Annotated in this window: 15 protein-coding genes and 1 pseudogene; 10 read left to right on the top strand and 6 right to left on the bottom strand. The window is 57.1% G+C overall.

Annotated elements, in window-relative coordinates:
* Window positions 1-227: 227 nt before the first annotated feature.
* Entirely contained in the window at window positions 228-1265 is a 1038-nt protein-coding gene (locus B3M52_RS02940; RefSeq protein ID WP_036209376.1) for a threonine aldolase family protein, read from the top strand.
* An 88-nt stretch (window positions 1266-1353) separates the two neighbouring features.
* The gene (gene yeiP, locus B3M52_RS02935) at window positions 1354-1920 is read left to right on the top strand and encodes an elongation factor P-like protein YeiP (RefSeq protein WP_075197003.1); all 567 of its coding nucleotides are present in this window, start codon (window positions 1354-1356) and stop codon (window positions 1918-1920) included.
* Between the two features lie 43 nt (window positions 1921-1963).
* On the opposite strand, the gene B3M52_RS02930 is transcribed toward yeiP, so the two are convergent.
* Window positions 1964-2416, bottom strand: coding sequence for an Lrp/AsnC ligand binding domain-containing protein (locus tag B3M52_RS02930; protein WP_007152658.1), 453 nt, complete (start codon window positions 2414-2416; stop codon window positions 1964-1966).
* A 158-nt stretch (window positions 2417-2574) separates the two neighbouring features.
* Between B3M52_RS02930 and B3M52_RS02925 the strand changes: the two genes are divergently transcribed.
* Both B3M52_RS02925 and putA read left to right on the top strand, forming a co-directional pair.
* The gene (locus B3M52_RS02925; RefSeq protein WP_127401753.1) at window positions 2575-6075 is read left to right on the top strand and encodes an NAD-glutamate dehydrogenase; all 3501 of its coding nucleotides are present in this window, start codon (window positions 2575-2577) and stop codon (window positions 6073-6075) included.
* Window positions 6076-6244: 169 nt separating this feature from the next.
* Complete coding sequence (putA, locus tag B3M52_RS02920; RefSeq protein WP_085679600.1) at window positions 6245-9874, top strand: bifunctional proline dehydrogenase/L-glutamate gamma-semialdehyde dehydrogenase PutA; 3630 nt, start codon at window positions 6245-6247, stop codon at window positions 9872-9874.
* 49 nt (window positions 9875-9923) lie between these two features.
* Here putA and B3M52_RS02915 read toward each other — a convergent pair whose 3' ends face one another.
* Entirely contained in the window at window positions 9924-10568 is a 645-nt protein-coding gene (locus B3M52_RS02915) for a DsbA family oxidoreductase (RefSeq protein WP_085679603.1), read from the bottom strand.
* 232 nt (window positions 10569-10800) lie between these two features.
* On the opposite strand from B3M52_RS02915, the gene B3M52_RS02910 reads away from it, so the two are divergent.
* A complete protein-coding gene (locus B3M52_RS02910; protein WP_286748694.1) occupies window positions 10801-12543 on the top strand; it encodes a PHB depolymerase family esterase in 1743 nt (580 codons plus the stop codon).
* A 55-nt stretch (window positions 12544-12598) separates the two neighbouring features.
* On the opposite strand, the gene B3M52_RS02905 is transcribed toward B3M52_RS02910, so the two are convergent.
* The gene (locus tag B3M52_RS02905; RefSeq protein WP_036209383.1) at window positions 12599-13291 is read right to left on the bottom strand and encodes a pseudouridine synthase; all 693 of its coding nucleotides are present in this window, start codon (window positions 13289-13291) and stop codon (window positions 12599-12601) included.
* A 64-nt stretch (window positions 13292-13355) separates the two neighbouring features.
* Between B3M52_RS02905 and mtgA the strand changes: the two genes are divergently transcribed.
* Both mtgA and B3M52_RS02895 read left to right on the top strand, forming a co-directional pair.
* Window positions 13356-14057, top strand: coding sequence for a monofunctional biosynthetic peptidoglycan transglycosylase (gene mtgA / locus B3M52_RS02900; RefSeq protein WP_036209384.1), 702 nt, complete (start codon window positions 13356-13358; stop codon window positions 14055-14057).
* Between the two features lie 36 nt (window positions 14058-14093).
* Window positions 14094-14720, top strand: a complete 627-nt coding sequence (locus B3M52_RS02895; RefSeq protein ID WP_036209386.1) for a LysE family translocator — start codon at window positions 14094-14096, stop codon at window positions 14718-14720.
* A gap of 5 nt (window positions 14721-14725) precedes the next feature.
* On the opposite strand, the gene B3M52_RS02890 is transcribed toward B3M52_RS02895, so the two are convergent.
* Entirely contained in the window at window positions 14726-15427 is a 702-nt protein-coding gene (locus B3M52_RS02890; RefSeq protein ID WP_286748692.1) for a lytic transglycosylase domain-containing protein, read from the bottom strand.
* Window positions 15428-15606: 179 nt separating this feature from the next.
* On the opposite strand from B3M52_RS02890, the gene B3M52_RS02885 reads away from it, so the two are divergent.
* The gene (locus tag B3M52_RS02885; protein ID WP_036210277.1) at window positions 15607-16131 is read left to right on the top strand and encodes a shikimate kinase; all 525 of its coding nucleotides are present in this window, start codon (window positions 15607-15609) and stop codon (window positions 16129-16131) included.
* A gap of 26 nt (window positions 16132-16157) precedes the next feature.
* On the opposite strand, the gene B3M52_RS02880 is transcribed toward B3M52_RS02885, so the two are convergent.
* Window positions 16158-16334, bottom strand: coding sequence for a DUF1328 domain-containing protein (locus B3M52_RS02880; RefSeq protein ID WP_007152648.1), 177 nt, complete (start codon window positions 16332-16334; stop codon window positions 16158-16160).
* A 221-nt stretch (window positions 16335-16555) separates the two neighbouring features.
* Here B3M52_RS02880 and B3M52_RS02875 point away from each other — a divergent pair, with 221 nt between their 5' ends.
* Window positions 16556-17035, top strand: coding sequence for a hypothetical protein (locus tag B3M52_RS02875; RefSeq protein ID WP_051947025.1), 480 nt, complete (start codon window positions 16556-16558; stop codon window positions 17033-17035).
* A gap of 144 nt (window positions 17036-17179) precedes the next feature.
* Window positions 17180-18073 (top strand): DMT family transporter, encoded by an 894-nt coding sequence (locus tag B3M52_RS02870; RefSeq protein WP_075197011.1) that lies wholly within the window; start codon window positions 17180-17182, stop codon window positions 18071-18073.
* On the opposite strand, the pseudogene B3M52_RS20000 reads toward B3M52_RS02870, so the two are convergent.
* Window positions 18070-18188 (bottom strand): annotated as a pseudogene (locus B3M52_RS20000) (maleate cis-trans isomerase); the annotation flags it as partial. The gene B3M52_RS02870 and the pseudogene B3M52_RS20000 sit on opposite strands and share 4 nt — an antisense overlap.

Here is an 18188-nt window from a genome sequence, read left to right as displayed (position 1 = left end):
AATGAACGGATGTTCATGTTGGATGGCGGCAATCATATCAGCCGCATTAAATAATGCAAATCAATCTCATTATGATTAATAATTTCGGGTGGCATTCTCACTCGTAGGTCTGTGTTCGGCGGCATGTCGTGACGAGCTGAGGAAAGCACTTTTTTGAGTAGCAAATTCGGAGTTTTGCAAATAGAGTTAAGGTCTTATCAGTCTTTTCGATACAGCCTTCCAGGAGTATGCCCGTGTCTGAGTCAGAACAGTTTGCCAGTGATAATTACAGTGGCATTTGCCCGCAAGCCTGGTCCGCAATGGCCGAGGCGAATGGTTCTGACGAGCCGGCGTATGGGGAAGACCGCTGGACACAACGAGCCGCCGATGGGCTTCGGGGCCTATTCGATACCGACTGCGATGTCTTTTTTGTGTTCAACGGCACTGCCGCAAACTCACTGGCACTGGCATCCATGGGGCAGTCATTCCACAGTGTGATCTGCCACGAACTGGCGCACATCGAGACCGACGAGTGTGGCGGGCCGGAGTACGCTTCCAACGGTGCAAAACTGCTTTTGGGGCAGGGGCCGAACGGCAAGCTGACGCCAGAGAGTATTGAGCACCTGGTTACCAAACGCACGGATATCCACTACCCCAAACCCAAGGCCCTGAGCCTGACCCAGGCAACTGAGGTGGGTACTGTCTATTCTCCAGACGAGCTACGCGCGATCCGGCAAACGGCTGATCGTTTCAACTTGAATATCCATATGGACGGAGCTCGTTTCGCCAATGCCGTAGCGGCGCTGGATGTTCACCCTTCCGAGATTACCTGGAAAGCTGGCGTGGACGTACTGTGTTTCTCGGGCACCAAGAACGGCCTGGCTCTGGGGGAGGCCGTTGTGTTCTTCAATCGTGCGTTGGCAGAGGACTTCGAATGGCGCTGCAAGCAGGCGGGGCAATTGGCGTCAAAGATGCGCTACATTTCCGCGCCCTGGTGCGGGCTGCTTGAAGGTAATGTATGGCTGGAGAATGCCCGGCACGCGAATGCCTGCGCAGAGCGACTGGCGAAGGGCCTGGAAGGCTTGCCGGGTATCGGGCTCCGTTACCCCAGGCAAGTGAACGGCGTATTTGTAGAAATGCCTGACCCGGTGCAGGCGGCGCTGCGTGACAAAGGGTGGAAGTTCTACAATTTCATCGGCGGAAGTGCCCGTTTGATGTGCTCCTGGTCGACCACCCCGGAGCAGGTTGATCGCTTTCTGGCGGACTTGCGGGCGCTGGTGTCCTGATTTTGGTGTCGGGCCTCTCGCCAGCGTCGTCGCTTCATGATATATCAGCACCCTGTTTGTCCCACTTTAAATTCCGGAATCCGTAGCAATGCCAAAAGCAGGTGAAATCAAAAAGAATTCGGCGATCGAGTACGAAGGTGGTGTCTACTTCGTAAAAGATATTGAGCGTTCTGTCCCGCAGGGGCGTGCCGGTGGCAGCCTGTATCGCATGCGCCTTTACGACGTTGTAACCGGCTACAAGATCGACCAGACCTTCAAGGACTCCGATATGCTGAACCTGGCGGATCTGGTCCGTCGGCCAGCAACGTTCTCCTATTCGGATGGCGAGGAGTACGTCTTCATGGATAGCGAGGACTATACGCAGTACAGCCTGAATGGCGAGGCCATTGCCGATGAGCTGCTGTTCATCAACGAAGAGACTCAGGGCTTGATGGTGATTCTGGTGAGCGATGCGCCAGTGGCGCTGGATTTGCCCCCAACGGTGGACCTGCTGATCGAAGAAACCGACCCGTCGGTAAAGGGTGGCTCGGCCACTGCCCGCACCAAACCGGCCAGACTCACCACCGGCCTGGTGGTGCAGGTGCCCGAGCATATTTCCACGGGCGACCGCATTAAGGTCAATGTCGATGAGCGGCGGTTTCTGGGGCGGGTTTGATCCTCGGCTTACCCGATAGCGGGGCTTTCGGTGCCGTTGTGGCTCATAGCCCCGCGTCTTTCACATTCTCCATGACCACAAACGTGCTGGTCTGCAACACATGGGGCAGCGCCGATATCTGCTCCCCCAGCACTTGCCGGTATTCCGCCATGTTCCGCGTGCGTACTTTCAGCAGGTAGTCGAAGTTGCCGGCAATCATGTGGCATTGCTCTACCGCTGAAATCTGCTTCACCGAATGGTTAAAGGCCGCAAGGGCATTGCTGCTGGTGTCGTTCAGGGTGACCTGGGCAAAGGCAATATGACTCTGTCCGAGTTTGGTCTGATTGATCAGGGCTGTGTAACCCGTGATATAGCCCTGTTCTTCGAGGCGCCTCATACGGACCTGGCAGGGGGTTTTTGACAAACCAACACGTGACGCCAGTTCGGTGACGGTCACCCGTGCGTGTTTTTGCAGTTCGCGGATGATGGAGTGATCGATCCTGTCCAATTCGACCATAACTTATTTCTCGATATGGATATACGGCTATACAAAGCCAAGAATATAATCAAATTGCCTGCATTTTAAAACTTTATGGGCAAAGAGTCTTTCGTGAGTTGTCTATACTGGGGATGTTCCGTCATACATGCCCCAGTTGATATCCCCGGAGATCTCCGATGACCCATTCCGATTCCCCTCAAAAGCAAACCCTCCTGGAACAGCTCTCCGAGGCGTTGGAGGGTGAGGACTACGACCCGGACGATTCCGGCCATCTGCGTGATGTTGTGGCGACGATGCTGGAGGAGTCCCAGTCCTGGGACGACGCGTTGCACCGCCGTTTGACCGAGGTGTTGGGTAAAGCGGAAGGAAAGCGTTGGGCGGGGATGTTCAGCGGCGGGTTCCCTTCGAGTTACCGATCGAGATTCTCCGTCGCGGAGGCCGCTGGCGATATCCAGCAAATCCAGTCCATTGCCCTCAGTTCTGATGTGCCCATGAGGTTCTACACATCATCGGAGCAGGGAGAGCAGGAACTGAACTTCAAGCTCTACAGTCAGGGCAAGCCGGTGATTCTGTCAGATGTGATTCCGATCCTTGAGAATCTTGGCATGCGAGTGTTGGGGGAGCACCCGTATCGTATTCGGCGGCGTGACGGCGAGCAGTTCGGTGTCAGTGATTTTACCGTGGAATGTCATTCCCGCTGCCGTGGCGCAGATGTCGAAGCGGCCAAACCGCGACTTCAGGAAGGGTTCCGGGAAATCTGGAATGGTTTCGCTGAAAACGACGACTTCAACCAGTTGATGATGGCGGCGGGTCTGAATTGGCGTGAAGTCAGCCTGCTGCGAGCCTACTCCCGCTACATCAAGCAGTTGCGCTTCGGATTTAGCCAGCCCTTTATTGCCGACACCCTGGCCCGGCACCTGGATATCACGGCGTTGCTGGTCGCCCTCTTCAGCGCTCGTTTCGATCCTGTTTTGGGCAATCGGGAAACAGAATCCGAGCACATCGAGAACCGGATTCTTGGGGCTCTCGAAGCCGTAACTAGCCTTGACGACGACCGTATCCTCCGGCGGTTTTATGTACTGATCAAGGCCACCCTCAGAACCAACTATTTCCAACGCCAGGACACCGGCGAGTTCAAAGGCTATATCTCGCTTAAACTCGATCCTTCCAGCATCCCGGATATTCCCAAGCCATGCCCGCGTTTCGAGGTATTCGTGTGTTCCCCTCGGGTGGAAGGGGTTCACCTCAGGGGAGGCGCCGTGGCCCGTGGTGGTTTGCGCTGGTCCGACCGTAGCGAAGACTACCGCACAGAGATACTCGGGCTGGTGAAGGCCCAGCAGGTCAAGAATTCGGTCATCGTACCCGTGGGTGCCAAAGGGGGCTTTGTCGTCAAGCAGCCTCCGGAAGGCGGCTCACGCGAGGCGCTGAAAGAAGAGGGTATTGCCTGCTACCAGACATTCATCCGCGGTCTGCTGGACCTGACCGACAACCTGAATGAAGGCAGCGTAGTGCCACCGGTTGACGTGGTCCGTCACGACGCCGATGACACCTACCTGGTGGTGGCCGCCGACAAAGGCACGGCGACCTTCTCTGACATTGCGAACCGGCTTTCCGGGGAATACGGCTTCTGGCTTGGTGACGCTTTTGCCTCCGGCGGCAGTGAGGGGTACGACCATAAGAAAATGGGTATTACCGCGAAGGGCGCCTGGGAGTCGGTCAAACGTCATTTCCTTGAGAAAGGCATCGACACCCAGGCCGACGAATTCACCGTTGTGGGTATTGGCGACATGGGCGGGGACGTGTTTGGCAACGGTATGCTGCTGTCGGATCGCATTCGCCTTGTGGCAGCCTTCAATCACCTGCACATTTTTGTGGATCCGGAGCCGGATGCAGCGGCGTCGTTCGCCGAACGCAAGCGCCTGTTTGAAACACCGGGATCGAGTTGGGAGGACTACAGTGCAGAACTGATCAGCGAGGGTGGTGGTGTGTTCTCGCGGGCTGCCAAATGGATTCCCGTGTCGCCGCAGATGCAGGCACGCCTCGGCATCCGTGAAACCCGCCTGCCGCCCAATGAGTTGATCAGTGTGCTGTTGCAGGCCCCGGTGGACATGCTCTGGAATGGTGGTATCGGCACCTACGTGAAAGCGGCTGGCGAGACCCATGACGACGTCGGCGACAAGTCCAACGATGCCGTAAGGATAGACAGCCACCAGCTACAATGCGGGGTCCTTGGTGAGGGCGGAAACCTCGGTTTCACCCAGCTTGCTCGCATCGGTTTTGCCAGAACCGGTGGTGCCGCCAATACCGACTTTATTGATAATGCCGGTGGGGTGGACTGTTCGGACCATGAAGTAAACATCAAGATTCTGCTCAACGAGCGGGTGCGAAGCGGGAAGATGACGCTGAGGCAGCGTAACCAGATGCTCCGGGCAATGACTCCGGAAGTGTCGGAGCTGGTGCTGCGGAACAATTTCCGTCAGGCCATGGCTCTGAGCCTGGCCGCCACGGGGGCGGTTGCCACTACGGACGAGTACGAACGCCTGATGCGGCGGTTGGAGGCAGAGGGGAAACTTGATCGGTCCCTCGAATTTCTGCCCGACGACGAGGAACTCCGCTCGCGGCGAGAGCGTGCTTCGGGGCTGACTCGCCCTGAGCTTTCGGTGTTGATTTCCTACGCCAAGATTGAACTGAAGCAGGCGTTGCAGGCTGCTCCTATTGTTCACGACGATCGTTTCGCCAAGGCCCTGTATTCCGCTTTTCCCGGCTCGTTGCTCAAACGTTTTCCAGACGCGATCGATGCCCATCCCCTGCGCGGGGAAATCGCAGCAACGCAGATTGCCAACGATATGGTGAATCGCATGGGCATCAGTTGGGCGGACAAGCTGCGTAATGCCACCGGTGCCGACTGTGGCCGGATTGCCGCCGGCTACCTGATCTCCCTCCAGATCCATGACGTAGAGACCCAGTGGAAAGCGATTGAAGCGCTTGACGGGAAAATCAGTGCCGGCGTACAGGCGGAGTTGTTCAGCGATGTGATTCGACTGGTTACCCGCAGTACCAGCTGGTTGCTGCACAATCGCCGGGCTGACCTGGACCCGAAAGCCTGCATTGCCCACTATCAGCAGCCACTGGCGGAAGTGCTGGCATCGACAGAGAGTCTGAAGGCGGTAATTCCTGCAAGTCGGTGGCAGGAACGCTATGATAAATACTGTGAACACCGTGTTCCGGAGAAACTGGCAGCCTATGCTGCCTCTGCAGAAAGCCGCTATTGGCTGATGGATATCATCGAAATCGGCCGTCAGTTGGATCGGGATCTCGAGTCGGTGGCCTGGGTGTACTTCAGCTTGGGTGAAGGTCTCAAACTGACCTGGCTGGACCGTCAGATGCGTGCCTTCAAGGCCCGAGGGCACTGGCAGGTACTGGCGACGCTTCATTACAGGGACGAACTGGACCACCAGTTGCGGAATCTGACCGCGAGTGTACTGTCCTTCGCGTCCGAAGGGGGCGGATCGATGTCTCCTGAGCAGTCGCTTGAACGTTGGCGTGAAGACAAGCAGGCTCTGTTGAGCCGTTGGCAAAAGATGCTGGCTGATATGCAGGCCGCGAGTGACGTGGATTGTGCCGTGTTCTCGGTGGCCCACGGCGTGCTTCGGGAGCTGGCTGCAAAGGCAGCTTAGTCATCTGTCAGGGTGTTTTCGTCTGAAAATTAATCATTTCACAGGAAAAATGTAAATTTTAATTAACCAAAAAAGCCTGAACGTCGCGCTTGTATGGTTTTTACAGTCAAATAGTCTTTGTCGTTCCCGGTAGAATGCGGGAAAGATAAACAACTGAGAGGGTTCAACCATGAGACCGCAGCAATCAGAGACTCCCACACTGGTCGATAGCCGGCAGGCCATCCGCAATTATTACCTCGCGGACGAACACAAGGTGATTAGTGAGATGATTGCTGGCGCCCAGTTGACCCGGGCAGAGCGCGATGGAATCTCGGAGCGCGCCGCCGATCTGGTACGCAGCGTCCGCAAGAATGCCAAGTCCACCATTATGGAAAAATTCCTGGCGGAGTACGGCCTCACGACCAAGGAAGGCGTTGCACTGATGTGTCTGGCTGAGGCGTTGCTGCGTGTGCCGGACAATATGACCATTCACGAGCTGATCGAAGACAAGGTCACTTCTGGCGCCTGGGGTACTCACGTAGGCAAGGCGTCCTCAGCACTGATCAACACGGCGACCGTGGCGCTGTTGATGACCAGCAATCTATTGAAAGACTCTGAGCGACACAGCGTGGGTGACACGTTGCGTAAGCTGCTGAAGCGTTTCGGCGAGCCGGTCATTCGCACGGTTGCCGGTCAGGCCATGAAGGAAATGGGCCGTCAGTTCGTGTTGGGCCGTGATATCGACGAAGCCCAGGACGAAGCCAAAGAATACATGGAAAAGGGGTATACCTATTCCTATGACATGCTGGGTGAGGCTGCCCGCACCGATGAGGACGCCAAGCGCTATTTCGACTCCTACTCCAATGCCATTGATAGTATTGCCAAGGCCTGCAAAGGCGATGTGCGCAAGAATCCGGGTATCTCCGTCAAACTGTCCGCACTACTGGCCCGATACGAATATGGCAATAAAGAGCGGGTGATGAGCGAACTGCTACCCCGCGCCAAAGAGCTGGTAAAGAAGGCCGCAGCGGCCAATATGGGGTTCAATATTGATGCCGAGGAACAGGATCGGCTTGATCTGTCCCTTGACGTCATTGAAGCCCTGGTCGCGGACCCGGAACTGGCCGGTTGGGACGGTTTTGGTGTTGTGGTTCAGGCTTACGGCAAGCGTTCAGCCTTCGCGCTGGACTGGCTGTACGGGCTGGCTGAGAAGTACGACCGTCGCTTTATGGTGCGCCTGGTAAAAGGCGCGTACTGGGACGCCGAGATCAAACGCGCCCAGGTAATGGGCCTGAGCGGTTTCCCGGTATTCACCCGCAAGGCCTGCAGTGACGTTTCGTTCCTCTCCTGCGCAACCAAGCTGCTGAACATGACCGACCGGATCTATCCGCAGTTCGCCACCCACAATGCCCACTCGGTATCGGCGGTGCTCGAGTTGGCCAAATCCAAAGGCGTGGATAACTATGAGTTTCAGCGCCTGCACGGTATGGGTGAATCACTCCACAACGAAGTGTTGAAAACCAGTGGTGTGCCTTGCCGGATTTATGCCCCGGTTGGCCCCCATAAAGACCTGTTGGCGTATCTGGTACGTCGCCTGCTGGAAAATGGCGCCAACAGTTCCTTCGTGAACCAGATCGTGGACAAGAGCATTACGCCGGAAGAAATCGCCAAAGACCCGATAGACTCCGTTAAAGAGATGGGCAGTAATATCTCAAGCAAGGCGATCGTCCACCCCTTCAAGCTCTTCGGCGAACAGCGCAGAAACTCCAAGGGTTGGGACATCACCGATCCGGTGACGGTTGCGGAAATCAACGAAGGCCGGGACGCCTATCGTGACCATCGCTGGAAAGGCGGTCCGATCATCGCTGGCGAAGTATCCGGTGCGGAAGTGCAAATGGTCCGTAACCCCGCCGACGCGGAAGACACGGTTGGCCATGTGACGCAGGCGTCCGAGGAGGACGTGAACACAGCAATCACCGCAGCTCAGGAAGGCTTCAAGGCCTGGTCGGCCCGGTCCGCCGAAGAGCGGGCCGAGTGTCTTCGCAAGGTCGCTGACCTGTATGAGGAAAATGCCTACGAGCTGTTTGCGCTGGCCACCCGCGAAGCCGGTAAGTCGCTGCTGGATGGCGTCGCTGAGATTCGGGAGGCGGTGGACTTCGCCCAGTTCTATGCCAACGAAGGTATTCGCTACAAGGACAGCGGTGAGTCGCGCGGAGTCGTGGTGTGTATTTCGCCCTGGAACTTCCCGCTGGCGATCTTTACCGGCCAGATTCTTGCCAACCTGGTAGCAGGCAATGCTGTGTTGGCCAAGCCGGCCGAGCAGACCTCGCTATTGGCGGTAAGGGCCGTGGAGCTGATGCACCAGGCCGGTATTCCGGAAGATGTGATCCAGTTGCTGCCGGGCACCGGTGCGACGGTTGGCGGGGCGTTGACATCCGATTCGCGGGTCGCCGGCGTTTGCTTCACCGGCTCGACTGCGACGGCCCAGCGCATCGACAAGAAGATGAGCGAGAACATGGCCCCCGATGCCACCCTGGTGGCGGAAACCGGTGGTCTGAACGCCATGATCGTGGACTCCACGGCGCTGCCGGAACAGGTGGTGCGGGATGTTCTGGCGTCATCTTTCCAGAGCGCGGGCCAGCGCTGTTCTGCACTGCGCATGCTGTATGTGCAAAAAGACATTGCCGACCACCTGCTGGAAATGCTGTATGGCGCGATGGATGAATTGGGCATTGGTGATCCCTGGTTACTGTCCACCGATGTTGGCCCGGTCATCGATGAGACGGCCAGAAAAAAGATTGTCGACCACTGTGACAAATATGAAGCCAAGGGCCGGCTGATGAAGAAAATGACGGTGCCGGAGAAAGGCAACTTCGTGTCACCTGCGGTGATCAGTGTCAGCGGCATTGAAGAGCTGGAAGAGGAAATCTTCGGCCCGGTGCTGCATGTGGCCACATTCGCGGCCAAGGACCTGGACAAAGTCGTCGATAGCGTTAACGCCAAGGGCTATGGACTGACCTTCGGTGTTCACAGCCGGGTTGACCGCCGCGTCGAACGCATCGCCAGCCGTATCAAGGTGGGCAACACCTATGTTAACCGCAATCAGATCGGTGCCATTGTCGGCTCTCAGCCGTTCGGTGGTGAAGGTCTTTCCGGTACCGGCCCCAAGGCCGGCGGCCCGCAGTACGTGCGTCGTTTCCTGAAAGGCGAAACGGTTGAACGCCCGGCGGATGTCAGTGCCAAAGCGGTGGATATCAAGAAGCTTGAAGGGCTGATTGGCAAGGTAGTGGATGTGAAAGCGCCTGCGCCGGAGCCCAGAATTGAAGCCATGAAGCCTGTTTTCGGTGATGTGCCAGCACCGCTGGACGCCCATGCCGAGGAATTGCCGGGGCCAACGGGTGAGCTGAACCGCCTGAGCAATCATGCCCGGGGTGTGGTGCTCTGTCTTGGTCCGGACAAGGAAACCGCGTTGGAGCAGGCTGCAATGGCTCTGTCCCAGGGCAACAAGGTGGTTGTGGTTGCGCCGGGCACCCAGGATACGGTTGACCGTGCTGCCAAGGCCGGTTTGCCGATCGTGGGTATTGAGGGCCTGTTGGAGCCAGAGGCATTGTCCCAGGCGCGTGGTTTCCAGGCAGCCGTAAGCTGCGCTGAGCCGTCCTTGCTGAAGGAGTACCGTCAGGCCCTGGCGAAGCGGGAAGGTGCGCTGCTACCGCTGATCACCGAACACAGGCTAGACCAGAGGTTTGTGATTGAGCGCCACCTGTGTGTGGACACCACGGCGGCGGGTGGCAACGCCAGCCTGATTGCAGCATCCGAGTAACGACCTGTCACCTTGCAACGCCCAGGGAAGGGCGTTGCAAGGGTTTTGGTCAGGCAGAATCAGCGATCTCCCGGAATGCGTTGATCAGGGTGTCTGGCTCCTGCGCACCGGATATCAGGTACTTCTGGTTAATGATGTAAGCAGGAACTGCCGACACACCTGCCTGCTGATACTGTGCCTCTTCCTCCCGAACAGCCTCTGCATACTGGTCAGACGCCAGTACCTCGCGCGCTTGCGAGCCGTCCAGGCCAATCGTTTCCACACAGTGGATCAGCGTATCCGGATTGGAGATATTCTCGGCGCGTCCGAAATAGGCCTCGAAAAACGCCATTTTCATATCGGTCTGCCTGCCCTGCTCACCGGCCCACTTCACCAGCCTGTGGGCGTCAAAGGTGTTGCGAGTGTGACGTTCCTGTAGCTTCTCGAAGTTCAGTCCCAGCCCCTTGGCAATATCCATCATCTGCGCCTGATTGGCTCTCATCTCGTCCTCGCTACGGCCGTATTTGCGGCTCAGGGCGGGCAGGATGGGTTCGCCGTCACCGGATGGGTCCGGGTTCAGCTCAAAGGCATGCCATGCAACAGTGAAGTCCATGTCGTCTTTCAGGGCGTCCATCGCCTTTTCCAGGCGGGCATAACCAATGGCGCACCAGGGGCACGCAATATCGGAAACAATGTCGATGGCTATTGGGGTCATGGTGGCTCCTGTGTGTAAGGGCGAATAAGGGCAGGGTACCTGAAAGTTAAGCGGATGACTGCCCGTGCAGGCTCTTGGCCGTCCGGGCGCTCGGACACCTCTGTCCGGCGTTCCGGGCATATCGTTATTCGGAACAATCCCTGGGATGAGGGAAATCAGCAACCTGCAATCCTGGCACGTATCTTTCAGTTGCAACACTGCCGAACAATAAATCCAATAAAAGGAGCTCAAGATGTTCCAACTCATCGCACGTCAGGTGCGCGGTGGCACGCTATCGGCATTGCTGGCCTCCGCCGCCCTGATGATTCCTGCTCTTCCCGCGGTCGCGGGCCAGACAGATTCCTATACCCTGCCACAACAATCCTACAATCAGTCCAGGGCCCGTAACTACAAGGTGTACGTGCCCTCGAACGTGCAATCGCCTGCACCCATGGTGATGGCATTGCATGGTTGCAAACAGACCAACAACGACGTGCTCAATGACTGGGGGCTGAAAGCCGCAGCCGATGAGTACGGATTCATTCTGGTTGCCCCCTTCATTACCAGCTACGACGGGCTGCGTAATGAAAACTGTTGGGGCTTCTGGTTTGATCACCATCGCCATGAAGGCGCTGGCGAAGTGGAGGACCTGCACCAGATTGCACAGGCTGTTGAATCCAATTACACCATTGACGCCAATCGCCGTTATATCACCGGCCTGTCTTCCGGCGGTGCCATGGCAACCGTAGCCTCGGTGGCCCATAACGAATACTGGGCGGCGGCCGCGCCTGCCTCGGGCCTGCCGTACGGTGAGGATTCTGCGTCTGTCTCGTTGTCCGGACAGTGCCCCGGTAGTGCGACGTTTCACAGCGTATCGCGGGTATCCTCCGACATGCAGTCGGAGGTGGACGACCAGTATCCGATCCCGCTTATGGTGTTGCAGAACGAGAACGACTGTACCGTGCTGAGAGAGGCGGCTGATAACACCCGGGATGCGCACCTGCAGGTGTTTGGCGAGTCCGGGTTCCAGACCACGGGCCAGGCCTACGCCTCGTCAGTCGCCTGTTCACCCTATTATCAGAACAACCACAGCTGCGAGCACATCCGTTATACCCAGGATGGCACCAACGGAGCGCGTTCGGTGGTTGAAACCGTCTACCTGGACGGCCCCCTGTCGACCCCCAATACCCAGGATACCAATCATGGTCACTACTGGGTTGGCGGAGAGCATGGTAATAATGGCAAATGGTCCGTGAGGGTGGGGCCCAGCTATCCGGATATCATCTGGGATTTCTTTAACCGCCACAGCCGCGATGGAACCGAGCCCGAGGGTTTTCCGGTCATCACACTAATCGGCGATAACCCGATGACCGTGGCGATCAACACCACGTTTACCGATCCGGGTGCCACCGGGCAGGATGCCGAGGACGGTTCACTGACGGTAACGGCTGACTGCAGTGCGGTGGATACGTCAACGGTCGGAACCTACACCTGCGACTACAGTGCGACTGACAGCGACAGCAATACCACGACGAAAAGCCGTCAGGTCGAGGTGTATGACCCCAACGCACCTACCGAGACCTGCGAGCAGGCGACAGCGTCGCCCAATGCCCACATCTCGGCAAACCGGGCCTACGCTGGAGGTAACTCCAACCTGAGGGCCTATGCCAGTGGCGACGACATCGACATCGGGGGCTCCTTCGACACCTGGAGCAATGTCACCCTCTATGAGGGCGATCCGGGGCTCTGGTATACGTCCGAACCCAGCGCTTGCAGCGGAACCGGCGGAGGCGGTGATGGTGGTGGCTCCGGCGGCGATATCACCTGCCAGGACTGGAACGATACCCATCTCAACCATGATACCGCTGGCCGGGCGTACTATTCAGGGGGGTACTACACCACCGGTGGTAACGATTACCTGGGCGCGGTATCCGGCACCTACAGCTGGGTGAAGGAGACCGACAGCGGCGTCTTCGAAGCCGGCCAATGTAACTGATCGCCATCGAAGACAGGCGATCACAGGGGGCGGGAAACCGCCCCCTGTTTCGTTGTTATTCCAGAATAATTTCGCGGGTGGTGAGTGGTCGGAATTCCCCGGGCTTCAGCGTTGGGTCCAGTGTTATCGCGCCCATTTGTTCCCGGTGCAGGCTACTCACACGGTTGCCCGTTGCGTGGAACATACGCTTGATCTGATGATAGCGGCCTTCGTAGATCGTTACCCTGGATTCGTTGGCAGACAGTGGTTCCAGGCGCGCAGGAGAGGTGGTCAGTTGTTCGTATTCGAACCAGATTCCTTGTGCGAAGCGCTCTATGGCATCGGTTGAAACCGGTTCGACCGTGGTGACCCGATAGACTTTGGGGAGCTTTACCCTGGGCTCCGTAACCCTTCGTGACCAGGTTCCGTCATTGGTCAGTATCAACAAACCGGTGCTGGCGCGGTCAAGCCTGCCGGCAATGTGAAGGTCTTTTCGCAGTTCCGGGTCGATCAGCTCCATTACGGTTTTGTGAATCTTGTCCGCCGTGGCACTGAGGTATCCGGCCGGTTTGTTCAGCATCAGGTAGTGGGCCCGGTCCCCGTGCTGGATAACCCTGCCGTTGCAGGCTACAGTGCTGAAACGGTCGACTTCCCGGGCTGTCTCCCTGCAGATACAACCGTCCACTGTAACCGTTCCGGCCGCGACCAGGGCGTTGGCCTGCTTGCGGCTGACACCGTTTTGATTACTGAGAATTCGGGAAAGCTTCATAGTGGCAATGTTATAGTCTTTCCGACTTTCTCCGTGATTCCCAAACCTGGGTGATGATAACACCGTGGCTCAACGATCCGTGATCCAAAAATCCCTGCGCGCGCTTGCCTGGTTACTGGTGGGCTTTTTGCTGCTGATAATCGCATTGATTGTCCTGCTACGGTTCGTGAATCCGCCGACGTCCACCTTCATGCTGGGGCATCTGTTTTCCGGTTCCAGCCACGAGCTCAGACAGGAGTGGGTTAGCCTGGACGAGATATCACCCTGGGTACCGTTGGCAGTGGTGGCCAGTGAGGATCAACGCTTTCCGTACCATCAGGGGGTGGATTTCAGCGCCATTCGCAAGGCACTTGCGGAATACCGTGCGGGCCAGGGTTTGCGGGGCGCCAGCACCATCACCCAGCAGACGGCAAAAAACCTGTTCCTGTGGAACGGACGCAGTTTCGTGCGCAAGTCGTTGGAGGCCGGACTGGCGCTCGGTATCGACGCTATCTGGCCGAAGCGTCGGATCATGGAGGTGTACCTGAATATCGCCGAATTCGGCCATGGGATCTACGGTGTTGAGGCTGCCAGTTGGGCCTTTTTCGGCATCCCCGCCAGCCGGCTGTCGCAAACCCAGGCAGCACGGCTTGCTGCGGTTCTTCCCAATCCGAAAGTGCTCAGTGCCGCCAGCCCCTCCTCCTATGTATGGGAGAGGGTGGCCTGGATTCGTGGGCAGATGGCTCAGCTGTCCGGGTTGCATTATCTGCGTGGTCTGTATAATTAAGAGTTCGGTTTCTCTCAACGTAAGAGTCTGTCTGTGATGTCACTGAACCTGGCCCTGCTGTCCGCGTTTATCCCGACGTTTTTTGTGGTGTCCATTACGCCGGGCATGTGTATGACCCTGGCGCTGTCCCTTGGTATTACCATTGGCGTGAAGCGGGCGTTGTGGATGATGGCCGGAGAATTGGTTGGTGTGGCCGTAGTGGCGACTGCAGCGGCGGTGGGTGTGGCAACCTTCATGTTGAAGTACCCGACGGCCTTCGACGTATTCAAGGTTGTAGGCGGCGCCTACCTTGCCTGGCTGGGCATCCAGATGTGGCAGTCCCGGGGCAAAATGGCCATGCCGGAGGAGGATTCGCAACCGGTGGAGAGTTCAAGGGTGCAATTGGCGCTCCAGGGGTTTGTGACCGCTATTGCCAACCCGAAGGGCTGGGCGTTTTTCATTGCGCTATTGCCGCCGTTTATCGACAGTAAACTGCCAATGGCGCCACAACTCACGGTTCTCATCCTGATCATACTGGCCCTGGAGTTCCTCTGCCTACAGCTCTACGCCCACGGTGGAAAGACTCTGCGCAAGGCTCTAAAGCAAGGCGGTGGTGTTCGCACGGTTAACCGTGTGGCGGGCAGTCTGATGATGCTGGTGGGCGCCTGGCTGGCGTTCGGTTAGGCCGGTCAGTTACTGGCGTAGCGCTGATGAAGGATTCCAACCCGCTCCACATAGGCGCGGGTTTCCGCGTAGGGTGGTATGCCGCCATGGCGCCCGACGGCCCCCGGGCCGGCATTGTAGGCGGCCGTTGCCAGCTTGATGTCACCGTCGAAGCGCTTGAGCATACGGGCCAGGTAATTGACTCCACCGCGAATATTCTCCGGGGCCACCATGGCATTGCGAACACCCAGCTCCTCTGCGGTGGCAGGCATTAACTGCATCAGCCCCTGGGCTCCCTTGGGCGACAGGGCTTTGTCATTAAACGCCGATTCCGCATGGATGACAGCCCGAACCAGAGCGGGGTCAACGTTGAACTCCCTGGCGGCCGTCTTGATTTCATCCCGGTAGGGCGACAGGAACAGCGGTGTGGTGCGCCAATTCACGTTGGAATCCGGATCGCAGGCGTAGCAGTGGAACCGGATGACACTGAAATTCGAGCTGGCGGGCTGGATACCACTGTAGGCAACCACGCCATTGTCGTCAGTGTAGCGGTAAACCACTTCATCCTTTGTTGACGCACGCTTGTCGCCAATGCCCTTGACGTTGGTGTACTCCACGGTACCGTCGGGGTGCACAATACGCTTGATACTGTCCGCCGATACGGGCGCAACGAAAGCCAGTAGCAGAAATGCCAGCGAGGAAGTGAGAAGGGTTTTGCCGCTTATCATCGTTGACTCTTGGAGTGCATGATCAAGAACGCCGCCTGCATTCGTAAATAACAACCGTAAGGCGGATTATACGGCGTTAATTGCCTGAAGAAACCGCAATGTTTGTCGGAAAAGTGTTACTTTTCTCAATATAGCCGGTCAATTCTCATTGTTGGCGACATCCTGGAGATTCTGTGCCTTTGAATACGTCCCGCAGCAACCTTGTACTCATCGGAATGCCCGGCAGCGGCAAAAGTACGGTTGGGGTGCTGTTGGCAAAACAGCTTGGCCTGGGGTTTATCGATACGGACCTGCTGATTCAGGAGGAAGCAGGTCGCACCTTGCAGGACATTGTCGACGGGGATGGCTATCAGGCACTAAGGCGAATTGAGGAGCAGGTATTGCTGAGGCTGGATGTGCGGCGTCAGGTGATATCCACGGGCGGCAGCGCCGTCTACAGCGAACCTGCGATGAGCCACCTGAAAGCTGATGGTCTCGTGGTGTTTCTTGATATTCCGCTGGAGGTGGTCATTGCGAGGATAGGGGATTACAGCGCCCGTGGCATCTCCCGACGACCGGATCAGTCGCTGGAACAGCTGTTTTGGGAACGTTTTGAGCTTTACTCGCGGGCTGCGGACGTGGCAGTCAATTGTGTTGGTAAGAGTCAGGAAGACGTTTGCGACGACATATCGGCGGTGATGTTGCAGATGCCGGCGACACGTTAAAAACATGCCGCCGGACGCGAAGACTTCTAGGGTTTCGGTCCTTTGCCCCGAAGCGCGTTGGCCACCAGTGAAATAACCAGCAGAACCAGAAAGATAAAGAACAGAATTTTCGCAAACCCTGCGGCTGTCCCCGCGATACCACCAAAACCAAGTACGCCGGCGATTACCGCGACGATCAGGCATACAATAGCCCAATAGAGCATAGTATTTCTCCTGTTGTGTAACGTCACCTTCAAAGTGGCACATGGGCCTGAAAGCCACAAATAGTGGAAGTCCGAAAACGCTTCGCAAGAGAATGATTTGTGCTGCAAACGATTGTTTTGTTGGTCTAATTACCTTTATTGTCGGTTGATTAAGCTTTGCTAAGGTGCGGTTTTACGACAAAAGTTGTTACTGTCTACCAAATAATATCGGGAGAATTTCAATGCTCTTCAAACAACTCGGTTATTCTCTGGCTTTCGTTCTTGCACTTGGCATGTCCGGTTCCCTGCAGGCGGAATCGTCCGGGGATTCTTCGGTTGAGTCGCTGAAAAAAGAAACCCGCGAGCTTGGCCAGGCGTTGCAGGAGTTCGGTGCGGACCAGAAAGCAGAGGCGGAAACAGCCATTGAAAATACGCTCTCAGCTCTCGACAAGCGCATAGACACGCTACAGCAGGAACTGGATCAGAACTGGGACGACATGAGTGACACGGCCCGGGAACGGTCAAGGAAAAGCCTTGAGTCACTGCAGGAGCAGCGGCAACGCGTCCAGCAATGGTATGACGAGCTGCAGGCCAGTTCATCCTCCGCCTGGGAACGTGCCAAGCAGGGCTTCTCCAACGCCTACGACGCTTTATCAGAACAGTGGAATGAAACCGAGCGCAAACTGATGGACGACTCGGACAAGAAGAACGACAGCATCTAGACGGCGTTTCGGAATTGCACCGGCCATACAGACCCGCCCTGAACATCTGTACTGGTTGTTAATTCCGTTTACTGTATCTGTTTTGTTTGTCAGTCACAGGTTACAGTGGGCAGACTCACATTCGTCTGCCTCTCGGTTAACCGTATGCCCCCGATTTTCTATTCGTTTTTTGTGCCGGCGCTCTTTGTTTGGCTGTGGAGCACGGGCTTCATTGGCGCCAAGTATGGTTTACCCTTCGCTGAGCCGTTTACGCTCCTGCTGATACGCATGCTGTTTACGCTGGTACTGCTCAGCGTACTCGCCTGGATAATGAAAACCCGCTGGCCTGGTTGGCGTGGTGCCGGTCATCTGGCGGTTACCGGCCTGCTGGTGCATGGCTGTTATCTGGGCGGGGTTTACTACGCGATTCAGGGGGGCATGCCGTCGGGAATCGTGTCGCTTATTGTCGGCCTGCAGCCGCTGGTAACGTCGGCCGTGGCCATTCTGGTGCTGAAGGAAAGTGTCTCGAGCCGGCAATGGCTGGGCCTGGCACTGGGCCTGGTCGGTGTAACACTGGTGTTGCTGGAAAAGTTCGGCGGTGGTGCTTCTGCTTCCGATTTCCCGCTTTGGACTCTGCTTTGGGCTGCGCTGTCCCTGGGCGGCATATCCTTGGGCACGGTGTACCAGAAACGTAACGGCACCCAGTCGGATCTCGTCGCAGGTACGTTCATTCAGTACAGTGCTGCGGCAACGTTTTTCGCCGTTGGTGCCTTTGCGTTTGAAACCCGTGAGGTGGTGTGGGCTCAGCCGTTGATCTGGTCGATGGTCTGGCTGGTGTTCGGTGTTTCCATCGGGGCGATTCTGCTGTTGATGTGGCTTATCAGGCGCGGTGCTGCCTCACAGGTGGCCAGTCTTTTCTATCTGGTGCCACCTGTCACTGCGCTGGAAGCATACTGGCTCTTTGATGAAAGGTTGGGCGTGCTTGCGATGATTGGGGGTGTTATCTCCATCACCGGGGTTGCCCTGGTGGTAACGCAGCAGCGAAAACAGGCGGCCTAGTTCCAGGGGTCTACCCGGAACAGGGTACCCAGGCCGGATTGCGGGGTCAGTTTGCCGCACAGCCTCAGCCCCTCCCAGAAGCTGACCTGATTAGCGGTCAGTACCGGCTTGCCCG

It is taken from the genome of Marinobacter sp. UBA2688, assembly GCF_002352785.1.
Taxonomy (GTDB): domain Bacteria; phylum Pseudomonadota; class Gammaproteobacteria; order Pseudomonadales; family Oleiphilaceae; genus Marinobacter; species Marinobacter salarius.
The sequence above is the reverse complement of the archived record's forward strand: the minus strand, read 5'-3'. Positions and strand labels throughout refer to the sequence as shown.

Excerpts from the sequence above, each read along its gene's own strand:
- B3M52_RS02940 (WP_036209376.1), top strand. The coding sequence starts at position 228 with ATGCCCGTGTCTGAGTCAGAACAGTTTGCCAGTGATAATTACAGTGGC.
- yeiP (WP_075197003.1), top strand. The coding sequence starts at position 1,354 with ATGCCAAAAGCAGGTGAAATCAAAAAGAATTCGGCGATCGAGTACGAA.
- B3M52_RS02930 (WP_007152658.1), bottom strand. The coding sequence starts at position 2,416 with ATGGTCGAATTGGACAGGATCGATCACTCCATCATCCGCGAACTGCAA.
- B3M52_RS02925 (WP_127401753.1), top strand. The coding sequence starts at position 2,575 with ATGACCCATTCCGATTCCCCTCAAAAGCAAACCCTCCTGGAACAGCTC.
- putA (WP_085679600.1), top strand. The coding sequence starts at position 6,245 with ATGAGACCGCAGCAATCAGAGACTCCCACACTGGTCGATAGCCGGCAG.
- B3M52_RS02915 (WP_085679603.1), bottom strand. The coding sequence starts at position 10,568 with ATGACCCCAATAGCCATCGACATTGTTTCCGATATTGCGTGCCCCTGG.
- B3M52_RS02910 (WP_286748694.1), top strand. The coding sequence starts at position 10,801 with ATGTTCCAACTCATCGCACGTCAGGTGCGCGGTGGCACGCTATCGGCA.
- B3M52_RS02905 (WP_036209383.1), bottom strand. The coding sequence starts at position 13,291 with ATGAAGCTTTCCCGAATTCTCAGTAATCAAAACGGTGTCAGCCGCAAG.
- B3M52_RS02895 (WP_036209386.1), top strand. The coding sequence starts at position 14,094 with ATGTCACTGAACCTGGCCCTGCTGTCCGCGTTTATCCCGACGTTTTTT.
- B3M52_RS02890 (WP_286748692.1), bottom strand. The coding sequence starts at position 15,427 with ATGATAAGCGGCAAAACCCTTCTCACTTCCTCGCTGGCATTTCTGCTA.
- B3M52_RS02880 (WP_007152648.1), bottom strand. The coding sequence starts at position 16,334 with ATGCTCTATTGGGCTATTGTATGCCTGATCGTCGCGGTAATCGCCGGC.
- B3M52_RS02875 (WP_051947025.1), top strand. The coding sequence starts at position 16,556 with ATGCTCTTCAAACAACTCGGTTATTCTCTGGCTTTCGTTCTTGCACTT.
- B3M52_RS02870 (WP_075197011.1), top strand. The coding sequence starts at position 17,180 with ATGCCCCCGATTTTCTATTCGTTTTTTGTGCCGGCGCTCTTTGTTTGG.